12 protein-coding genes and 2 pseudogenes are annotated in these 16,802 nt (G+C 59.9%); 11 read left to right on the top strand and 3 right to left on the bottom strand.

What is annotated here, in order from left to right; translation table 11 throughout:
- Positions 1-268 precede the first annotated feature (268 nt).
- The 11 genes and pseudogenes from BM186_RS20375 (at position 269) to BM186_RS20320 (ending at position 14,453) form a co-directional block, all read left to right on the top strand.
- The gene (locus BM186_RS20375; protein ID WP_074917936.1) at positions 269-781 is read left to right on the top strand and encodes an antirestriction protein ArdA; all 513 of its coding nucleotides are present in this window, start codon (positions 269-271) and stop codon (positions 779-781) included.
- A gap of 976 nt (positions 782-1,757) precedes the next feature.
- Positions 1,758-2,396, top strand: a pseudogene (parA, locus tag BM186_RS20370) (ParA family partition ATPase).
- A pseudogene (locus tag BM186_RS20365) lies at positions 2,393-2,626 on the top strand (hypothetical protein). The pseudogenes parA and BM186_RS20365 overlap by 4 nt, the downstream one beginning before the upstream one ends.
- 1,038 nt (positions 2,627-3,664) lie before the next feature.
- Positions 3,665-7,141, top strand: coding sequence for a type I restriction-modification system endonuclease (gene hsdR / locus BM186_RS20355; protein WP_074917932.1), 3,477 nt, complete (start codon positions 3,665-3,667; stop codon positions 7,139-7,141).
- Positions 7,142-7,162: 21 nt separating this feature from the next.
- A complete protein-coding gene (locus BM186_RS20350) occupies positions 7,163-7,822 on the top strand; it encodes a hypothetical protein (RefSeq protein WP_074917930.1) in 660 nt (219 codons plus the stop codon).
- Between the two features lie 258 nt (positions 7,823-8,080).
- Positions 8,081-9,256 (top strand): AAA family ATPase, encoded by a 1,176-nt coding sequence (locus BM186_RS20345; RefSeq protein WP_241519888.1) that lies wholly within the window; start codon positions 8,081-8,083, stop codon positions 9,254-9,256.
- A complete protein-coding gene (locus BM186_RS20340; protein ID WP_223684050.1) occupies positions 9,253-9,786 on the top strand; it encodes a hypothetical protein in 534 nt (177 codons plus the stop codon). The genes BM186_RS20345 and BM186_RS20340 overlap by 4 nt, the downstream gene beginning before the upstream one ends.
- Before the next feature lie 132 nt (positions 9,787-9,918).
- Positions 9,919-11,466, top strand: a complete 1,548-nt coding sequence (locus BM186_RS20335; protein WP_074917926.1) for a class I SAM-dependent DNA methyltransferase — start codon at positions 9,919-9,921, stop codon at positions 11,464-11,466.
- A complete protein-coding gene (locus BM186_RS26415; protein WP_074917924.1) occupies positions 11,459-12,856 on the top strand; it encodes a restriction endonuclease subunit S in 1,398 nt (465 codons plus the stop codon). Before BM186_RS20335 ends, BM186_RS26415 begins: the two co-directional genes overlap by 8 nt.
- Positions 12,857-12,892: 36 nt before the next feature.
- Positions 12,893-13,747: a hypothetical protein gene (locus BM186_RS20325; protein ID WP_074917922.1), complete on the top strand. Its 855-nt coding sequence runs from the start codon at positions 12,893-12,895 to the stop codon at positions 13,745-13,747.
- Positions 13,748-14,069: 322 nt separating this feature from the next.
- Positions 14,070-14,453: a helix-turn-helix transcriptional regulator gene (locus tag BM186_RS20320; protein WP_074917920.1), complete on the top strand. Its 384-nt coding sequence runs from the start codon at positions 14,070-14,072 to the stop codon at positions 14,451-14,453.
- Between the two features lie 12 nt (positions 14,454-14,465).
- Here the strand turns inward: BM186_RS20320 and BM186_RS20315 are convergent, their stop codons facing one another.
- From BM186_RS20315 to BM186_RS20305, 3 genes are read right to left on the bottom strand one after another with little or no spacing between them, the layout of a single operon-like run.
- A complete protein-coding gene (locus BM186_RS20315) occupies positions 14,466-14,990 on the bottom strand; it encodes a helix-turn-helix transcriptional regulator (protein WP_074917918.1) in 525 nt (174 codons plus the stop codon).
- Positions 14,991-14,994: 4 nt separating this feature from the next.
- Positions 14,995-15,270: a hypothetical protein gene (locus tag BM186_RS20310; protein ID WP_071536932.1), complete on the bottom strand. Its 276-nt coding sequence runs from the start codon at positions 15,268-15,270 to the stop codon at positions 14,995-14,997.
- 60 nt (positions 15,271-15,330) lie between these two features.
- A complete protein-coding gene (locus BM186_RS20305) occupies positions 15,331-16,587 on the bottom strand; it encodes a tyrosine-type recombinase/integrase (RefSeq protein WP_074917916.1) in 1,257 nt (418 codons plus the stop codon).
- Positions 16,588-16,802: the final 215 nt, after the last annotated feature.

Genomic DNA, 16,802 nt, shown 5'->3' with positions numbered 1-16,802 from the left:
ACCGCTTTTGGCCGGCTCCGGCCAAGTGCCAACTGCCAACTGACGAAACACGTTGCTATCACCACCCGTGGTGACGTTCTCCCTTTCCAAGGCAGGGGTTCTTGCCCCCTCAAAATCAAGAAAAATAGACGGTTTCCACCCGGCCGCTGCGCTGGGTGGAGCCTCCGCGATTTTTCCTGATTTTTTCACGACCGCCTTAGTCGCCCTAGTCGGCAGGGGTTCATGCGCAGCGCAAGCGCAGAACCCTGAAGACGAAGGAGCGAAAGCCATGAGCGAAGAAATCAGGATCTACGTTGCCGACCTGGCCGCCTACAACGCCGGTCACCTGCATGGCGTCTGGATCGATGCCACCCTGGAGCTGGACGACATCCAGGCACAGGTCAGTGCCATGCTGGCAGCCTCACCGGTCGAGGGTGCGGAGGAGTATGCCATCCACGACTTCGAGGGCTTCGACGGCTACCGCCTCGGCGAGTACCAAGGCCTCGAGAGCGCCCATGAGATTGCGTGTTTCATCGAGGAGTACCCCGAATTCGGCGGCGCCCTGCTCGCTCACTTCAACGACCTGGAACAGGCGCGCAAGGTGGCTGAGGAAGACTACTGCGGCTGCTATAGCTCGCTGGCCGACTACGCCCAGGAACTGACCGAGGAAACCACCAGCATTCCGCAGCACCTGGCCATGTACATCGACTACCGCGCCATGGCCCGCGATATGGAGTACAGCGGCGACCTGTTCACCCTGGAGACCGGCTTCGAGCAGATGCATGTGTTCTGGAATCGCTAAACCCGCGGAAGGCACCGGGGCGACCTGGTGCCTTGTTTTTTGCGCCCCTGTCCTGCCGGCCACCCGCGCGCCCCACCCGGAAGGCTGAGACTGATGCAAAGGGGCGCGCGCCCGGCTTTCAGCCTGCAGCAGGCGCGTTGTCTCCCCTGCTGATTGAGACTGTTACGGTCTTACGTTTTTGCCCAAATCCGTCGATCCGTATCCACGGATTTACGGATTTGTGAGGACGCGGATTTACGCTTTTACGGATTTACAGAAATCCGCCGATGCGGTTGTCCGGTTTTGCAGAAAACCGTAATCGGAGACTGCAGCCAAACTCGCCGCGGGCGAGACTGCGAGACGCGAGCTCGCACACGAACAGGCCAGGGTCTACCAATGAGGCCCGTCTGTTCACCTTTGAGTCCCGCTCAACGACAGCGGCCAGAAACGCCTCCAGAGCCTCTTAGAACGCTCCAGCCGCCTTACCTCATGCGCCCCTTCCCAAGTCATCTGAAGCGTTTCAACGCGCTTCTGGGCCGTTCCCAGCAAACGCGCACAGGCCCGGAGGGCGGCCATCGGCGCTAACTCCAGCACGAGGACGATGCGCCGCAGATCGTGACGCCTATCCTGAGCGCAGTTATCTCGAGCCTGCCCGCACCCAGCTCCAGGATTGGCGCCAACCCATGCCTAGAAAACCGCTGAAACATCGTAGCGCTTGCACCCCAGGCGAGCGGATCTCCGGCGCGTGCCGTCAACGGCACGGGGATATCTTCTGGAAAAGCTGTGAATTCAGTCGTGCTATCAGGCGCACGCCGACACGTGCTATCAGGCGCATCACTCTCGTGCTATTAGGCGCACGAACTCCGCTGCAGGCCACGGCTGGCGGGGCTTCCAGCCTCCCTTAACTTAACTAACTTAAAAGCTCTAACTTGTTATTGGGGAGGCCCCTGCTGTGGACAGCTCCTGATCGGGGCTGTTTGGCCGGGGAGAAACGGCCATGATCGTCGCCCTGCTCAACCAGAAAGGTGGGGTGGGCAAGACCACCCTGGCCACCCATATCGCCGGCGAACTGGCCCTGCGCGGGCAGAACGTCATCCTGCTCGATGCCGACCCGCAGGGCTCAGCACTGGACTGGACGCAGCGGCGCAGCCAGCAGGGCTTGCCCAGGCTGTTCAGCGCCGTAGGCCTGGCGCGCGAGACGCTGCACCAGGAGGCACCGGAGCTGGCTCGTCGTGCCGATCATGTGATCATCGACTGATCACCGTGCATCGCCGCCCTCGCCCGCTCGGCGTTGCTGGCGGCAGATCGCGTGTTGATCCCGGTGCAGCCCAGCCCCTACGACCTGTGGGCCAGCGCGGAGATGGTCAACCTGATCCGCGATGCACAGGTGTCCAGGCTGACGCTGCGCGCAGCGTTCGCCATCAACCGCCGCGTCAGCACCACGGTGATCGGCCGCCAAGCACGCGGCGCCTTGGCCGACCAACCGCTACCAGCACTGCAAGCCGAAGTACGCCAGCGCATCGTCTTCGCCGAGAGCGTGGCAGCCGGTCGCCTGGCACGTGAACTGGCCCCGGACGGCGCCGCCGCACGCGAGGTCAGCAGCCTGGTCGACGAGCTGCTGAGGTGGTCGCCATGAGCGGCAAGCGCATCGGTATCGGTGCACGTCCGCTGGCCGATCCACAGGCCGAAGCCTGGGTACGCCAGGACGCCGCCATCGACCATGGCAAGGCCGAGCGCTAAAGCGCAAGGCTGACGCTGGACGTGACGCCAGCACTGCGCACACGCATCAAGCTGGCGGCCTTCGACCGCGGCGTGACCACGGCGGAAATGCAGCGCGAAGTGCTGAAGCAGCAGGCCACGTCATGACGCCGGGGGACTCACCAGGCATGACGACCGCTGACACTGCCCGCAGGCAGCATATTCGCCCTGGGTTGGGCGGCGCTCATAACGTCGCCACCGCAGTTGGTCTACAACGCGTCCGACAGCGTGCCCGTCGGCTGGTATCGCACTTCGCCGGCCAATTCACTGGCGCCTGGCGATCTGATGCTGGTTCACCTACCTCCAGAGGCAATGCAATGGTTGCGCAGCACGGCCACCCGCTGGCGACCGCACAGTTGTCTGCGGCGATGGTGCCGCAGCACAGGTGTATGCAAGAGGGCCTGATGGGTGCGCATCAATGGCGTCCTAGTTGCCGGGCTCTTGCACAGAGGTCGACAGGGTCGCGCGTTGCCAGCCTGGCACACCTACCGGCGCCTAGTTGGAGAGGAACGGCTCCTGCTCAGCAGCACAAACCCGAAGTGATTCAACAGTCGCTACTTCGGCACAGTGTCGGTCGAAGGGATGATTGTTCGGGTGCAGCTCTTCTGACCGGGCTCATGTCGATGAGCTGTCCATTATCGCGTCGATCATGATGTCGATAGCGTATGCTCAGCCTGCGCATTCAAGCAGCGCGGAGCTGCAGATACGTCTGCCCTCGGCTGCCGCCCAGCGACGTCGAGGTCCTTATTATCCCCCAACCTGATTACCCTGCTCAGGCGCACAAAGGCACGGAAAAAGCGGAGGGCAAGATAAAAGGAGGCGGCACTTCGTTGGCCTGGAAAGCAGTCTGCACGGGGGTTGGAGACGGCACCCAATCAATGCGTCTGCGTGCCGCCTACACCGCAAACCTGCGCCAGCACTGGCTCTGAAGCGTGCCTAACACGCCAAACTACGATCAGGCTGGAGGTTCTCTGGATGGTCTTGCATTGACGGTTAGCTGTCCGGCCAGCTAGCCGATACGCACTGGGTCACCGAGTGGCTCGATGCCATGGTCAAACTCGGCTCATCTTGGTTAAGCTGCCATCACTTACGCACGATAAAGCCATACAGGGCTTATTAAGTGGGAACGCAACCGAAGGATCGATCATGGCGGCCAGCAGTAACTTTGCCTTTCTCCAGGAGCACGACCCCGTTTTCCTGCAGCTTGCGAGCACAGCCGAGCAGGTCTTCGCCAGCGATCCCAACACCACACTGATCAAACTGCGCCAACTCGGCGAAGCGCTGGCTCAGGACTTGGCCAGCCGTGCCGGTATCGAGTTCGATGCCACCACCACCCAGTCCGACCTGCTCTACAAGCTCAGCCGCGAGATCCAGCTGGATCAGAACATCCGCAGCCTGTTTCACACCCTGCGCGTCGAGGGCAACAGGGCCACTCACGAGTTCCGCACCCAGCATCGCGAGGCCATGGATGGTCTGAAGGTCGCCCGCGCTCTGGCCATCTGGTATCACCAGTCGTTTGGCAAGAACGCTCATGCGTTCAAACCTGGCCCCTTCGTCACCCCCGCAGATCCCAGCGCACCGCTGCGCGATCTGCAAAGCCAGATCGAACAGCTCAAGACGCAGCTCAGCGAGTCCAGCCAGCAACTGGAGAGCAACCAGAAGCTGGCCGACCTACTCAAGCAGGAGGCTGAAGAATACGCCGTGCTTGCCGAGCAAATGGATGCCGAATCACGCAGCCATAAGCAGCTAGCAGCCGAACACGAAGCCGCGTTGCAAAAGCTGCGCAGTGAGCACGAAAAAAGCCTCAAAGCCCTGCAGCAACAACTGGCGGCCCAGCCACAAGCCAGCCAACAGGTCGCCAAGCTGACTCAGCAGGCCAGCAGCAGCTTCGATCTATCCGAGGACCTCACCCGCATCCTGATCGACCAGCAGTTGATCGACGCCGGCTGGGAAGCCGACTCTCTCGACCTCACCTACGGCAAGGGAGCGCGCCCGGAGAAGGGCAAGAACAAGGCCATCGCCGAGTGGCCCACCAGCAGCCCCAAAGCATGCGCCGACTACGTACTGTTCGCCGGTCTCACGCCCATCGCCATCGTTGAAGCCAAGCGTAAGCGCATCAATATCGCCGACCGCATCCCCCAAGCCGAGCGCTATGCCCGCGAGTTCAACTTGGCGGCCGAGCATCAACAGCCCTGGCTGCTGGCGGGTCAGACGCAGCCCTGGAACGATGGCCAGGGTGGTCACTTCCGCGTGCCCTTTGCCTTTGCCTGCAACGGCCGGCCCTTTATCAAGCAGCTCGCCGAACAGTCCGGAACCTGGTTCCGTGACCTACGTAGCCCGGCCAACACGCGCAGGCCGCTGCCTGACTTCCACACCCCGAATGACCTGCTCGACCTGCTCAAACGCAGCCAGGCAGACGCCGAGGCCAAGCTCAAGGCCGAAGGCTTCTCCTACCTCAAGCTGCGCGACTACCAGGAGAAAGCCATCCAGGCCGTGGAGCAGGCCCTGGCCAACAATCAGCGTGACTGCCTACTGGCCATGGCCACCGGCACCGGTAAAACCCGCACCATCATTGGCCTGATGTACCGATTCCTGAAGGCCGAACGCTTCAAGCGCATCCTGTTTTTGGTTGATCGCAGCGCCCTCGGCCAGCAAGCCATTGACTCGTTCAACGACACCACGCTTGAGCAGAATCACACCCTGGCGCAGATCTACGACATCAAAGAGCTGGGCGATATGGCCGCCGAGGCGGAAACCCGCGTCCAGGTCGCTACCGTGCAAGCCATGGTCAGCCGCATCTTCCGCTCGGATAACCCACCTCCCGTGGGCGAGTTCGACTGCATCATCGTGGACGAAGCCCACCGGGGTTACACCCTCGATCAGGAGATGACCGAAGGCGAGTTGGCTGTGCGCGATCACAGCCAGTACCTCTCGCAATACCGCCGCGTGCTCGACCACTTCGACGCCTGCCGCATCGGCCTCACCGCCACCCCGGCCAAGCACACCAGCGAAATTTTCGGCAAACCGGTATTCACCTACAGCTACCGCGAAGCAGTGGCCGACGACTGGCTGGTGGATCACGAACCACCGATCCGCTATGAAACCCAGCTCAGCAAGCACGGTATCCGCTTCGAGAAAGGCGAGTCGGTCAGCGTCATCAACACCCAGACCGGCGAAGTCGACGTAGCCGAGCTGGAGGATGAACTCAACTTCAACATCGAGTCGTTCAATCGCCGCGTGATCACCCCGGCCTTCGACAAGGTCATCTGTGATGAGTTGGCCAAGGAACTGGACCCGTTTGGCGACGAGAAGACCATGATCTTCTGCGTCAATCAGGCCCATGCCGAACGGGTCAAGAACCTGCTCGACGAAGCGTTCAAAGAGGCCTACGGCGAGCAATACAACGAAGCGGCCGTGCGCATCATCACCGGGCAAAGCGACAAGGTTGAGCAGCTTATTCGCCGCTACAAGAACGAGCCCAACCCCAATATCGCCATCACCGTCGACCTGCTCACCACCGGTATCGACGTGCCGAAAATCTGCAACCTGGTGTTCATGCGTCGCGTACGTTCGCGCATCCTCTACGAGCAGATGAAAGGCCGCGCCACCCGTCGCTGCGACGACATCGGCAAAACCGTATTCCGCATCTTTGATCCCGTCGATCTTTACGCCAGCCTGGAAGCGGTCGACACCATGAAGCCGCTGGTGAAGAACCCCAACATCAGCCTGGAGCAACTGGTCAGCGAACTCACCAGCGGAGCCAGCCATGATGCCCCTGGCAGCCAGGACGACAGCAGCCACGCCCATGACGTGCTCGACCAGCTGAGCCAGCGAGTCATGCGCATCCTGCGCAAGGCCCAGCACAAGGCCGAGGACAAACCCACGCTGAAGAAAAAGCTCGATGAGCTTCAAGAGGTGTGGGGCGTTGAGCCGGCCCAATTACATAAACACCTGCACGACCTTGGCCCGCAGCAAGCGGCCAACTTCGTCCGCCAACACAGCCAGTTGCTCAACCAGCTCGCTGCCGTCAGCGCCCTGCTCGGTTCGGAGAACTACCCGGTTATCTCCACCCACAGCGACGAACTGCTGCTGCGCGAGCAAAACTACGGACAAAACCAGAAACCGGCTGACTACCTGGAAAGCTTTAACGACTTTATTCGCAGCCAGCTCAACCAATCTGCGGCCCTTGGCGTTGTGGTCAACCGCCCCAAGGATCTGACCCGCGAACAACTGCGCGAAGTCCGCCTGCTGCTCGACCAGCACGGCTTTAGCGAAGCCAGCCTTAAAAGCGCCTGGCGCAACCAGACCAACCAGGAAATCGCCGCCAGCATCATCGGCTACATTCGCCAGGCGGCCATCGGCGAAGCCCTGCTGCCCTTCGATCAACGCGTAGCCAAGGCCATGCAGACCATCTACGCCCAGCAACCCTGGACACCCGTGCAACGCAAATGGCTGGATCGCCTGGCCAAGCAACTGGTGCATGAAGTGGTCATCGACCCGCAGCAGGTCAATGACGCCTTCCGGAACGATGGCGGCCTCAAAGCACTGGATCGCAACCTAGGCGGCAACCTGGATACAGTACTGGACACGCTCAACCAACATCTCTGGCCTCAGGCCAGCTAACCCAACGGCAAGGAAGTCCCAATGCAAAAGCTCCCCCAAACCCTAATTGGCAGCGCGCTGCTCGGTGCCTGCTCACTGGCCCAGGCAGGCACCGTGGCCGAAGTATTCAACGGTGAAATGCTCGGCACCAACCAGCGCTACTTCGAGTCCATTGCGGGCATCCCTCGCGAGTCCTTTGGCGACGAGCACAAGTTCCGCGTTCAGGGCTGCAACATCACCGCCACCATTACTGAGGACACCGTCAGTGCGTTGCGCCTGGAACTAACCCCCCAATGCCAAGCCGACCTGACCCAATTCGTTGGCGACTATGCTCCGGCCCCTGGCCAACCCCTGACTTTCGGTGCTTTCGAACAAGCCTCTGGCGGCGGCTTGAGCTACCACGCCGATTGCCTGAGCGGTTGCGGAAACTCATACGACCCATCCGTTTACGGCCACTGGGAAGGCCCGCGCGCTGTCGATTTTATGGAAGTGCTGCTGGAAGCCGTGCAGGTTGAGGACGCTGCCATTGAGGCCGCCGATATCTGGCGTAACCAGATGATCAAAACCATGGGCGAGGATTGGGTTATGGATGGCCAGTTCAACTGCAACCGCCAGTTCGACCCGATTGCCCGGCAAGCCCTCAACACTGTTCAGGTCACGGCCGTCACGGTTGGCCAGCAGCTACGTGTACCCGGCTGCTGAAACGAAACGCAGAGCCGATTAGCCCACACAACTGGCTCACCCAATGAGCCGAATGAACCAGCTAATCGGCTCACAGCTAGCGGCCTGTCGATGAACCCATCCGGCTCCCGGCCGCACAGCTCCCCGCTGTGGGAGCACGAAGCGCAACCCGCCCGCATCGACAGGCTAAGGCATCTCTACTTTTGCGCTTGCCAAAAAGCCATTTAAAGCCAAGAATCAACAAAATTTCGTTAGAAGTTAAAGAATATGATCAAATCCATGCGTATCTCGAACTTCTACAGCTTTGCTGGCGAAACCGAAGTCGACTTCACCCTCGGCAAGAAACCCACCCCCTCCGGCTTCGATATCGACCTGGCTGATGGCAGCAGGCTGAACAAAGTCATAGCGGTGGTTGGAGCCAATGGTTCAGGCAAGACACAGCTCATCAAGCCACTGGCGTTTCTCAGTTGGTTCATCTGTGATTCGTTTCTGGAGAACGACCCAGACAGTGCGATTTTTTACCGCCCCCATCGTCTGCACGCCTCAGAAGAGACGCTCATAGAAATCGACTTCCTGCTGGCCGGCGTCGAACATCGCTATCAGCTCGCCCTTCAGTCGGGGCAGGTGATCCGAGAAGTTCTGCTGCAACGAACCAGCAGCCAGTTCAGTTACCTGTTCCGCCGCGAGCGTAATGGCGAAGGCTTCAGCTTCAAGCAAAAAGGCTTTCCCTTCCCCAAGGCCCAGGCCGAAAGCATTCGTGCCAATGCATCGCTGCTAGCCGCAGCCCACAGTTACGACATCCGCGAAGCGCAACCTTTCATCGAGTATTTCGAGCGGGTGACCAGCAACGTCAACGCCATGGGGCGGCGCCATTTCCAGCATGGCGAGGTGTTTGTCGCAGCGAGGGATTATGAGCAGGTGCCCCAGCTCAAGGTGCGTATGGTGGAAGCCATGCGCGAGTTTGACCTTGGCCTGAGCGACATCGCCATTCGCCAACGCGTAATTACCCGTGAAGATGGCAGCGCCAGTACGCTACACGAAGCCTTCGGACTGCACCGCAACAACACTGGCCACGAGTTCGAGCTGAGCTTCTTCGATGAATCCAGTGGTACCCAGTCCGCTTTCGTGCTGCTGGGAAAAGTCCTGCACGCTCTGGAGTTTGGCGGTATCGCCGTTATCGATGAAATCGACAACGACCTTCACCCGCACCTGATGCCACGCATGCTCGACTGGTTCCGTTTCGAACACAGCAATCCGCATCAGGCGCAATTGATCTTCACTTGTCACACACCGGAGTTGCTCAACCATCTTCAGAAGCATCAGGTCTACCTCTGCGAGAAGCGTGACCAGTGCTCCGAAGCCTGGCGCCTAGATGAAGTTCAGGGCCTACGAGCCGACGACAACCTTTATGCCAAATACATGGCAGGTGCCCTCGGCGGGGTGCCGGATCTATGAAGCGAGCAGTACGCAAGGGGCCGCGCAACATCATGCGCAGCACCCTGCTAGTGGTGGGTGAAGGTGCAGATGACCGAGCCTTCGTAACCCATATGAAACAGCTCTACTGCCCGCGCGACAGCGGCATCAGCGTCAAGGTCGAAGCGGGTGATGGCGGCTCACCGGGCAACGTCATCACCCACGCCATTCGCAAGTACCAGGGCAAGGACTATGACCGACGTCTGTTCCTGCTCGATGCCGACCTGCCACCTGACGACGCGGACTACAAACGCGCCGCCAAAGAGGGCTACGAAATCATTCTTTGGCGGCCACAGTGCCTTGAAGGTGCTTTGCTCGATACCTTGGGCGAGCAGGTGGGTGAACACGAAAGCAGCCAACAGCTCAAGGCTCGCCTGCATCCTCGCTTGGATGGTAGACACACTGACGCCTGCGCCTACGCAACGCTCTTCACCCGGCAGATACTGGATGCCGGGCGAAATGCCACCGTCACCCAGGTACGCACAGCATTACAGCCCCCCGCTGGTAACTAAGGCGCGCATGGCCATCCTTGAAAAGCCCCGCCTTGGCCACTACCCTCGGCAACCACATACCCGCCATGCCTCTGACTGCCCCGGCAGCCACGCACAAATCGTGCGGGTTTTTTATTTCTGGTAGGAAGCCCCATGACCCACTCCGATATCGTCCAGAAGCTCTGGAACCTCTGCGACGTGCTGCGCGACGACGGCATCAACTACAGCGACTACGTCACCGAACTGGTCTTGTTGCTGTTTATCAAAATGGAATACGAGCAGGTCCAGAACAACGACAGCTTCGCCCACAAGCTGCCCGAGGGGGCACGCTGGCCCGATCTGGCCGGCAAATCCGGTCTTAACCTGCTCGACCACTACCGGCAGATGCTGCTGGATCTGGGCAAGAACAGCGACCCGCTGATCGCCGCCATCTATGCCGACGCGCAAACGCGCCTGAAAGAGCCGCGCCACCTGGAACAGTTGATCAAAAGTCTGGACGGCATCGACTGGTTCAGCGCCCGCCAGGATGGCCTCGGCGACCTCTACGAAGGCCTGCTGGAAAAGAACGCCAGCGAAACCAAATCCGGTGCCGGCCAGTACTTCACCCCGCGCCCGCTGATCGACAGCATCATCAACTGCCTCAAACCGCAGCCCGGTGAAACCATCCAGGACCCGGCTGCCGGCACCGCCGGCTTTCTGATTGCCGCCGACGCCTATATCAAGCGCCACACCGACGACCACTACGACCTCGACGCCAAGGCCCAGGCCTTTCAACGCAGCCGCGCCTTTGTCGGTATCGAACTGGTGCCCGGCACCCGCCGCCTGGCGCTGATGAACACCCTGCTGCACGGCATGGAAGGCGACGAGGAAGGCGTGGTGCACCTCGGCAATGCCCTTGGCCAGGTCGGCGCCAGCCAGCCCAAGGTCGAGGTGATTCTCTCCAACCCGCCCTTCGGCACCGCTAAAGGCGGCGGTGGCCCGACCCGCGACGACCTCACCTATAAAACCAGCAACAAGCAGCTGGCCTTTCTCCAGCATATCTACCGTGGCCTAAAACCCGGTGGCCGCGCCGCCGTGGTACTGCCGGACAACGTGCTGTTCGAAGCAGGCGTCGGCACCGACGTACGCCGCGACCTGATGGACAAGTGCAACCTGCACACCATCCTGCGCCTGCCCACTGGCATCTTCTACGCCCAGGGCGTGAAGACCAATGTGCTGTTCTTCCAGAAAGGCACTGCCGACAACCCACGCCAGGAACAAGACTGCACCCAGCGCGTCTGGGTCTATGACCTGCGCAGCAATATGCCCAGCTTTGGCAAGCGCACGCCCTTTGGTGCGCAGCACCTCAAACCTTTTGAGGATGCATACGGGGATGACCCGAACGGCAATAGCCCGCGAGCGGAGAATGTCGAAGGCATTGGCGAGCTCAGCCGCTTCCGCGTCTTTACCCGCGAGCAGATCCGTGAGCGTGGCGACTCGCTGGATATCAGCTGGCTAAAGGATGCCGACAGCCTGGATGCCGCCGACCTGCCTGCCCCGGAATTGCTGGCCGGTGAGGCCATGGCCGAACTGACCGAGGCACTGCATGAGCTGGAAGAGTTGATGAAAGCGCTGGGTGCGGGCGATGAAGTGGCGGCGCAGAAGCAGTTAATGGCGGAGGTGATGGGGCTTTCGGTGGTTCAGGAGGCTGGGGATGAGTGAGTTGCCGAGTGGCTGGGTAAGTACAACGATTGGAGAGATCAACGATTACTCCAGTGGCAACATTGATCCGTTGAAAGCGCCAGCACAGGTTTTTGAACTGTATAGCGTCCCAGTTTATCCAACGGGGAAACCGGAACATCTGCTTGGTCAGGACATTGGCTCGACTAAGCAATGTGTTGAGCCGGGTGATGTACTTCTATGCAAAATCAACCCTCGCATCAATCGAGTTTGGATGGTCGGACCGAAATCTGAGTTACCGCAGATTGGCTCATCTGAGTGGGTCGTGATTCGTCAGCCACTAATTCACTCTGGTTTTCTGCGGTACCAACTGAGTGAAAGCAGTTTCCGCGACAAGCTGTGTTCAGAGGTATCTGGGGTGGGCGGCTCGTTGACGAGAGCGCAGCCAAAGAAAGTGGCAACGTATCCCGTTGTGCTCCCGCCATTCGCCGAACAAACCCGCATCGCCGCCAAGCTCGATGAACTGCTGGCCCAGGTCGACACCCTCAAGGCCCGCATCGACGGCATCCCCGCCCTGCTCAAACGCTTCCGCCAATCCGTCCTCGCCGCCGCAGTTTCCGGGCGGTTGACGGAGGAGTGGCGTGCACAAAATTTTGGTTGCGTTGACGAAGGAGGTCCAATAACGGAGCCAGCCAGTAGCTCGCTTCCAGTTGGCTGGTCGTCAAAAACCGCAGGTGATATCTGTGGATTCATCACCAAAGGAACGACCCCCTCAAAAGAAAAGATGACTGCTGGCCACGGTGAGGTTCCATATATCAAGGTCTATAACCTGACATTTACAGGGGCGCTAGACTTCTCCATTGACCCAACGTTTGTCGACTCAAGCACCCACTCGACTGACTTGAAAAGATCCATTGTAAAACCCGGCGATGTCCTAATGAATATTGTCGGCCCACCGCTAGGCAAGGTTTCAATCGTCCCAGCAACTTATCCTGAATGGAACATAAACCAAGCTATCGCACGGTTCAGAGCAGGCGACGAAATTTCCGCTGCATATCTGGCTCTCTGCCTGCGTACCGAAGAAGTCCTAAGCCATGCGGTCTCGCGCGCAAAAGCCACAGCAGGTCAATTCAATCTGACCCTCGAGATTTGCAGAGAGCTTCCACTTCCGGTTCCGCCGGCGGAAGAACAAACCGAAATAGTCCGCCGCGTCGAACAACTTTTCGCCTTCGCCGACCAACTGGAAGCCAAGGTCGCCTCGGCCAAAAGCCGTATCGACCACCTGACCCAAAGCATCCTGGCCAAAGCCTTCAGAGGCGAACTGGTGCCGCAAGACCCGAACGACGAACCGGCCAGCGTGCTGCTGGAACGCATCCAAGCCCAACGCGCCGCCGCACCCAAGGCCAAGCGCGGCAGAAAGGCCTCGGTCTAAACACGCCCCCGCACCCGCCAACACAGGAGCTGCCGCATGAACCCCAAGGACTGGATTGATTTGCTGCAGCGCTTGCTTGCCTGGCTCAGTGAGCGGCGCAACCCGGTGCGCCAGCAGGCAGCACGCGTGCTGGCGACCTTTGAAGCCCATGGCGTGGCCCGTACTGAGATCAATGCCCTGCTGCCGGAGGCGCTACAGCTTTCGGCTTACCAGTGGTCTAGTGCCGATCAGCTCAAGCTGGCCTTGCGTCAGGCACATCTGGATTGGCTCAATCAGCATTTCGCGCTCGAAGAAGGCTGGCTCACCGGGAAAAGCGACTCAGCCCACCAGCATCTATTCAGCTACAAAACGCCGGGGCAGCTGCATCATTGGTTTCTGGAGAACCGCACGCCTGTGGCCGACTTCGAGTTCAAGCTGCATCTGGTAACCCCCGACACTCACGAAATCGGGCCGGACTCAGAAGGCTATTACGCCCTGGTTCTGGAGCAAATGGATGAGGACCACTCGGCGTGCAGTCGCTTTTACCACCTCACCGAAGGTGGAGACCTCAAGCATTGGCCGAGCCTGATTCATCTTCTGCAGGTGTTGGCGATTGCCCATCACCACGGTGCCCTCATGCGCCGCTCGCAGCTGGATGCAGCTGCCCTGTATCAGCTGAGCCACCATAAAGGGCTTATTCCCAACTGGCTGGACAGGTGCCGCCCTCATCTGCTGGAAGCTGACCATGAGCTATGGCCGCATTTTTCTGGGCGTCCCACCTGGCTCGAGGAGTTGCGTGCAGATACCGAGCAGGGGCTCTTTGGTGCCCAGCTGATTGAGGTCGTTGAGAAGATCCGCACGGACATTCAACGTTTCTCACGCCAGCCTGGCACGCGACACTGTGGCAGGTGAAATTAGAGCTTCTGAGGTACAAAAACGGTACGCTAGCAGTACAGTCCCTAGCTTTTTCAGGTTTCGCAAAATTTCGCTCAATCCCAGTAACCACGCTGCTTTCAGCTTGTTTTACTTGCGTTGAGCTGCTCACGGTTTTGCTGGGCCTGCAGCGTTTCGAGGCAACTCATAATCCTCTGGCCCACGGTTCGCAACGCGAACCCCAGAACTGTGCGGGAGCTTCAACGCAGCCTGGACCGGAAGCAGCTCCTACACCAGACTACGCCACAGCATGTTGGCTCATATGGTATTGAAACCCACCATCTCCCCATGGAGTGTAATCATGGAGATAGAGATGGATACTTCTGCGCGTACTACCGAGGTTCTCGATACCGCCTCTGACCAGTCCCTCCCCTTACCGGGCACGGAAGCCTACGAGTCGCTTCCGCAGTTCCCGAAGGGCAGCCCCCTGCCCTTCCGGCGCACAATTCGCAAGCATGAGCTGAGACAGATAGTCCCTCTGGCTGAATCAACGATCTACGAAATGGAACGTCGTGGCGAGTTCCCCCGGCGCTTCAACCTGACACCACGTTGCGTGGTCTGGGATCTGGCCGAGGTGGAAGCCTGGATTGAGGAGCGCAAGCGAGCACCTCGGCTCAATATCAGCAAGCCGGATGTTTATCTAAGGAAAACCCGCCCTGTCCGGGCGGGCTCCAGCCAAGCATGAAGTCTGCCGCCCTCATCCGACAAGGGCTTGCAGTTCCTTGGAGGCGGGGCGCGTTAGCCGCCGTTCTTCCTTGGCTAGATTGACCTGCAGGGCCACCTGAGCCACGTCCAAGACACCGCCAGGCAGCAAATAGCTGCCTTTGGCTTGCAGCCAAGTCAGCACATCCGCCAGGTGCCAGATCGAAGCACTGCCCTCATGCACCGGCGCCGGGAAACTGCTCGGATAAGCCAACATGAGCTTGCGCATGTTCTGGCGCGACACGCCGACGATCTCCGCCACATCGGTGAGGCCGACCAGATCCGGTGCCACCTCGATCAGCCTGGCCGACGGTATGGCAATGCGCACGTCGGCCAGTGCGCTGCGCACAGCCGCTTCAGCGTTCTCCGCTTCACGGGTGAACTCCAGCGCCAGACGACCGGGCTGACCAATGCCGATCAAGGCATCGTCGCAGCCGGCCTCGCCAAGGCGCTCGACCAACGCCTCCGGATCACGGTCATCGTCGGCCAGTTGGTATTTCAGTGTGAAGGTGTATTCCATAGCGCTACTCCTCTGCGCCCTCAGCGGTCTGCCGCTGCTTACGGTGCGTGGTGCAGTTGTCGACGACGCGCCGAAGGGCACGCGCATGGTTGCCTGGGTTCTTCGGTGTGCTCCACACGCTGGTGATGCAGAACTCGCCGCAGCGACACTCTTCATCGTTGTAGGGACAGAAGATTCGTCCCCAAGCGTGGCTACCACCCAGCTCTATGCGCCAGCCCTGCTCTTCGGCATGCCTGAGTGCTTCTTCGACCTCTTTCTTCGAGTGAGAAGGACGGGTCATCAGTGATCTCCAGTATTCGCATGACCGGCAAGGTTGTCAACTGACAACCTTGCACTTTCCTTAAACCGTGGCACTCAATACCGGCACTACAACGCGGTCCGGCAGCAGCTTGGGAACATGAGTGCGGCCGTCGATCCAAGCGTCGATCATGTCCGCCCACTCCTGCAGCATGTGCCGGCGCTGCTCCGCGTACTCAGCCTTGTTGTAGACCGAGCGCGAGGAGCGACCATCTTCGTGAGCCAGGCATTTCTCGATCCAGTCGCCGTTGAAGCCCACCTCGTTGAGCAGCGTGGAACCAGTCCTGCGCAGGTCGTGGACGGTGAACGGCTCCAACGGCAGGCCTGCTTCCTTCGCACGGGAGGCGATGAGCTGAGTAATGCGGTTCAGGGTGGCGTGCGACATGCAGCGGTAGATGTCATAGCGCGAGGGCAACACATAGCGGGAACCGGCCGCACAGGTGTGCAGCGCCACGAAGATGTCCAAGGCCTGGCGCGACAGGTAGACAACGTGCGGGTTACGCCCCTTCATCCGCTCCTTGGAGATCGTCCAGGTGGCGTTCTCGAAGTCCACCTCGTCCCAGGTCGCCTCGATCAGCTCGCTCTTGCGTACCAAGGTCAGCAGCACCAGACGCAAGGCCAGCTTGATCGTGGGATACGCGGCGATAGTCTCCAGTTGGTGGAAGGCCAGCCGAATTTCGGTAGGGCTCAGTGCCCGGTCCTTCGGAACGAAAGTGGCAATGGAAGACGACTTAACGTCGTCAGCCGGATTCTCGACCTTCTCGCCATGCAGAATCGCGAACGCATAGACCTGTTTCACGATGTCGCGAATATGGACCGCAGTTGCCGGCGCCCCTCGTGCCTTTACCTTGGCACACAGTGCTCGCAGATCGTCAGGGGTGATTTCGGTCAGCAGACGATTTTCGAAGACCGGCAGGATGTCGCGGTCGATGATGCTTTTGCGCATCGCGCGAGTGCTGTCGGCCATGCGCGCACCGGCCAACCACTTCGTCAGCGTTTCACCGAAATTCTTGGCGGCGCTCAGACGCCGCTTAGCGCGCTGCTTCTCCAGGGAGGGAGACTTGCCCAGGGCGACCATGCGCTTGGCATCGAGCAGCTTCTCGCGCGCCATGGCCAGGGAAATGCCAGTTGGCCCATAGCGCCCGATGGTCAGCGTTTCTCGGCGTCCATTGAGACGGTAGTCGTAGCGAAAGGTGACGGTACCGGTAGGCGATACCGTCACGTACATACCATCGCGGTCGGAAGCCTTGTACAGCTTGGACTTGGGCTTGAGATTGCGCAGTTTGGTATCAGTAAGCATCGAGGTTTTTACTCCTGTTCATGACGGCTTTTACCGTCAAGGGTCAGGAGACCTGTTGATGCCGGGAAAGCCGCACGGGGCAAGCTTTCCCAAGGAGCGATTTACCGTCAAAGACCGGTTTTGACCGGATAGTAAACAGAGCGGTCTCAATCCGACCGCTGTTTACTACCGTCCCCGCTACCGCCAATCCGTTCTGCTAATCGGCGATAGGTCAC

The organism is Ectopseudomonas toyotomiensis, from assembly GCF_900115695.1.
Taxonomy (GTDB): Bacteria; Pseudomonadota; Gammaproteobacteria; order Pseudomonadales; family Pseudomonadaceae; genus Aquipseudomonas; species Aquipseudomonas toyotomiensis.
Note: the sequence above shows the minus strand (reverse complement) of the source record. Positions and strands in the feature narration are given on the sequence as shown.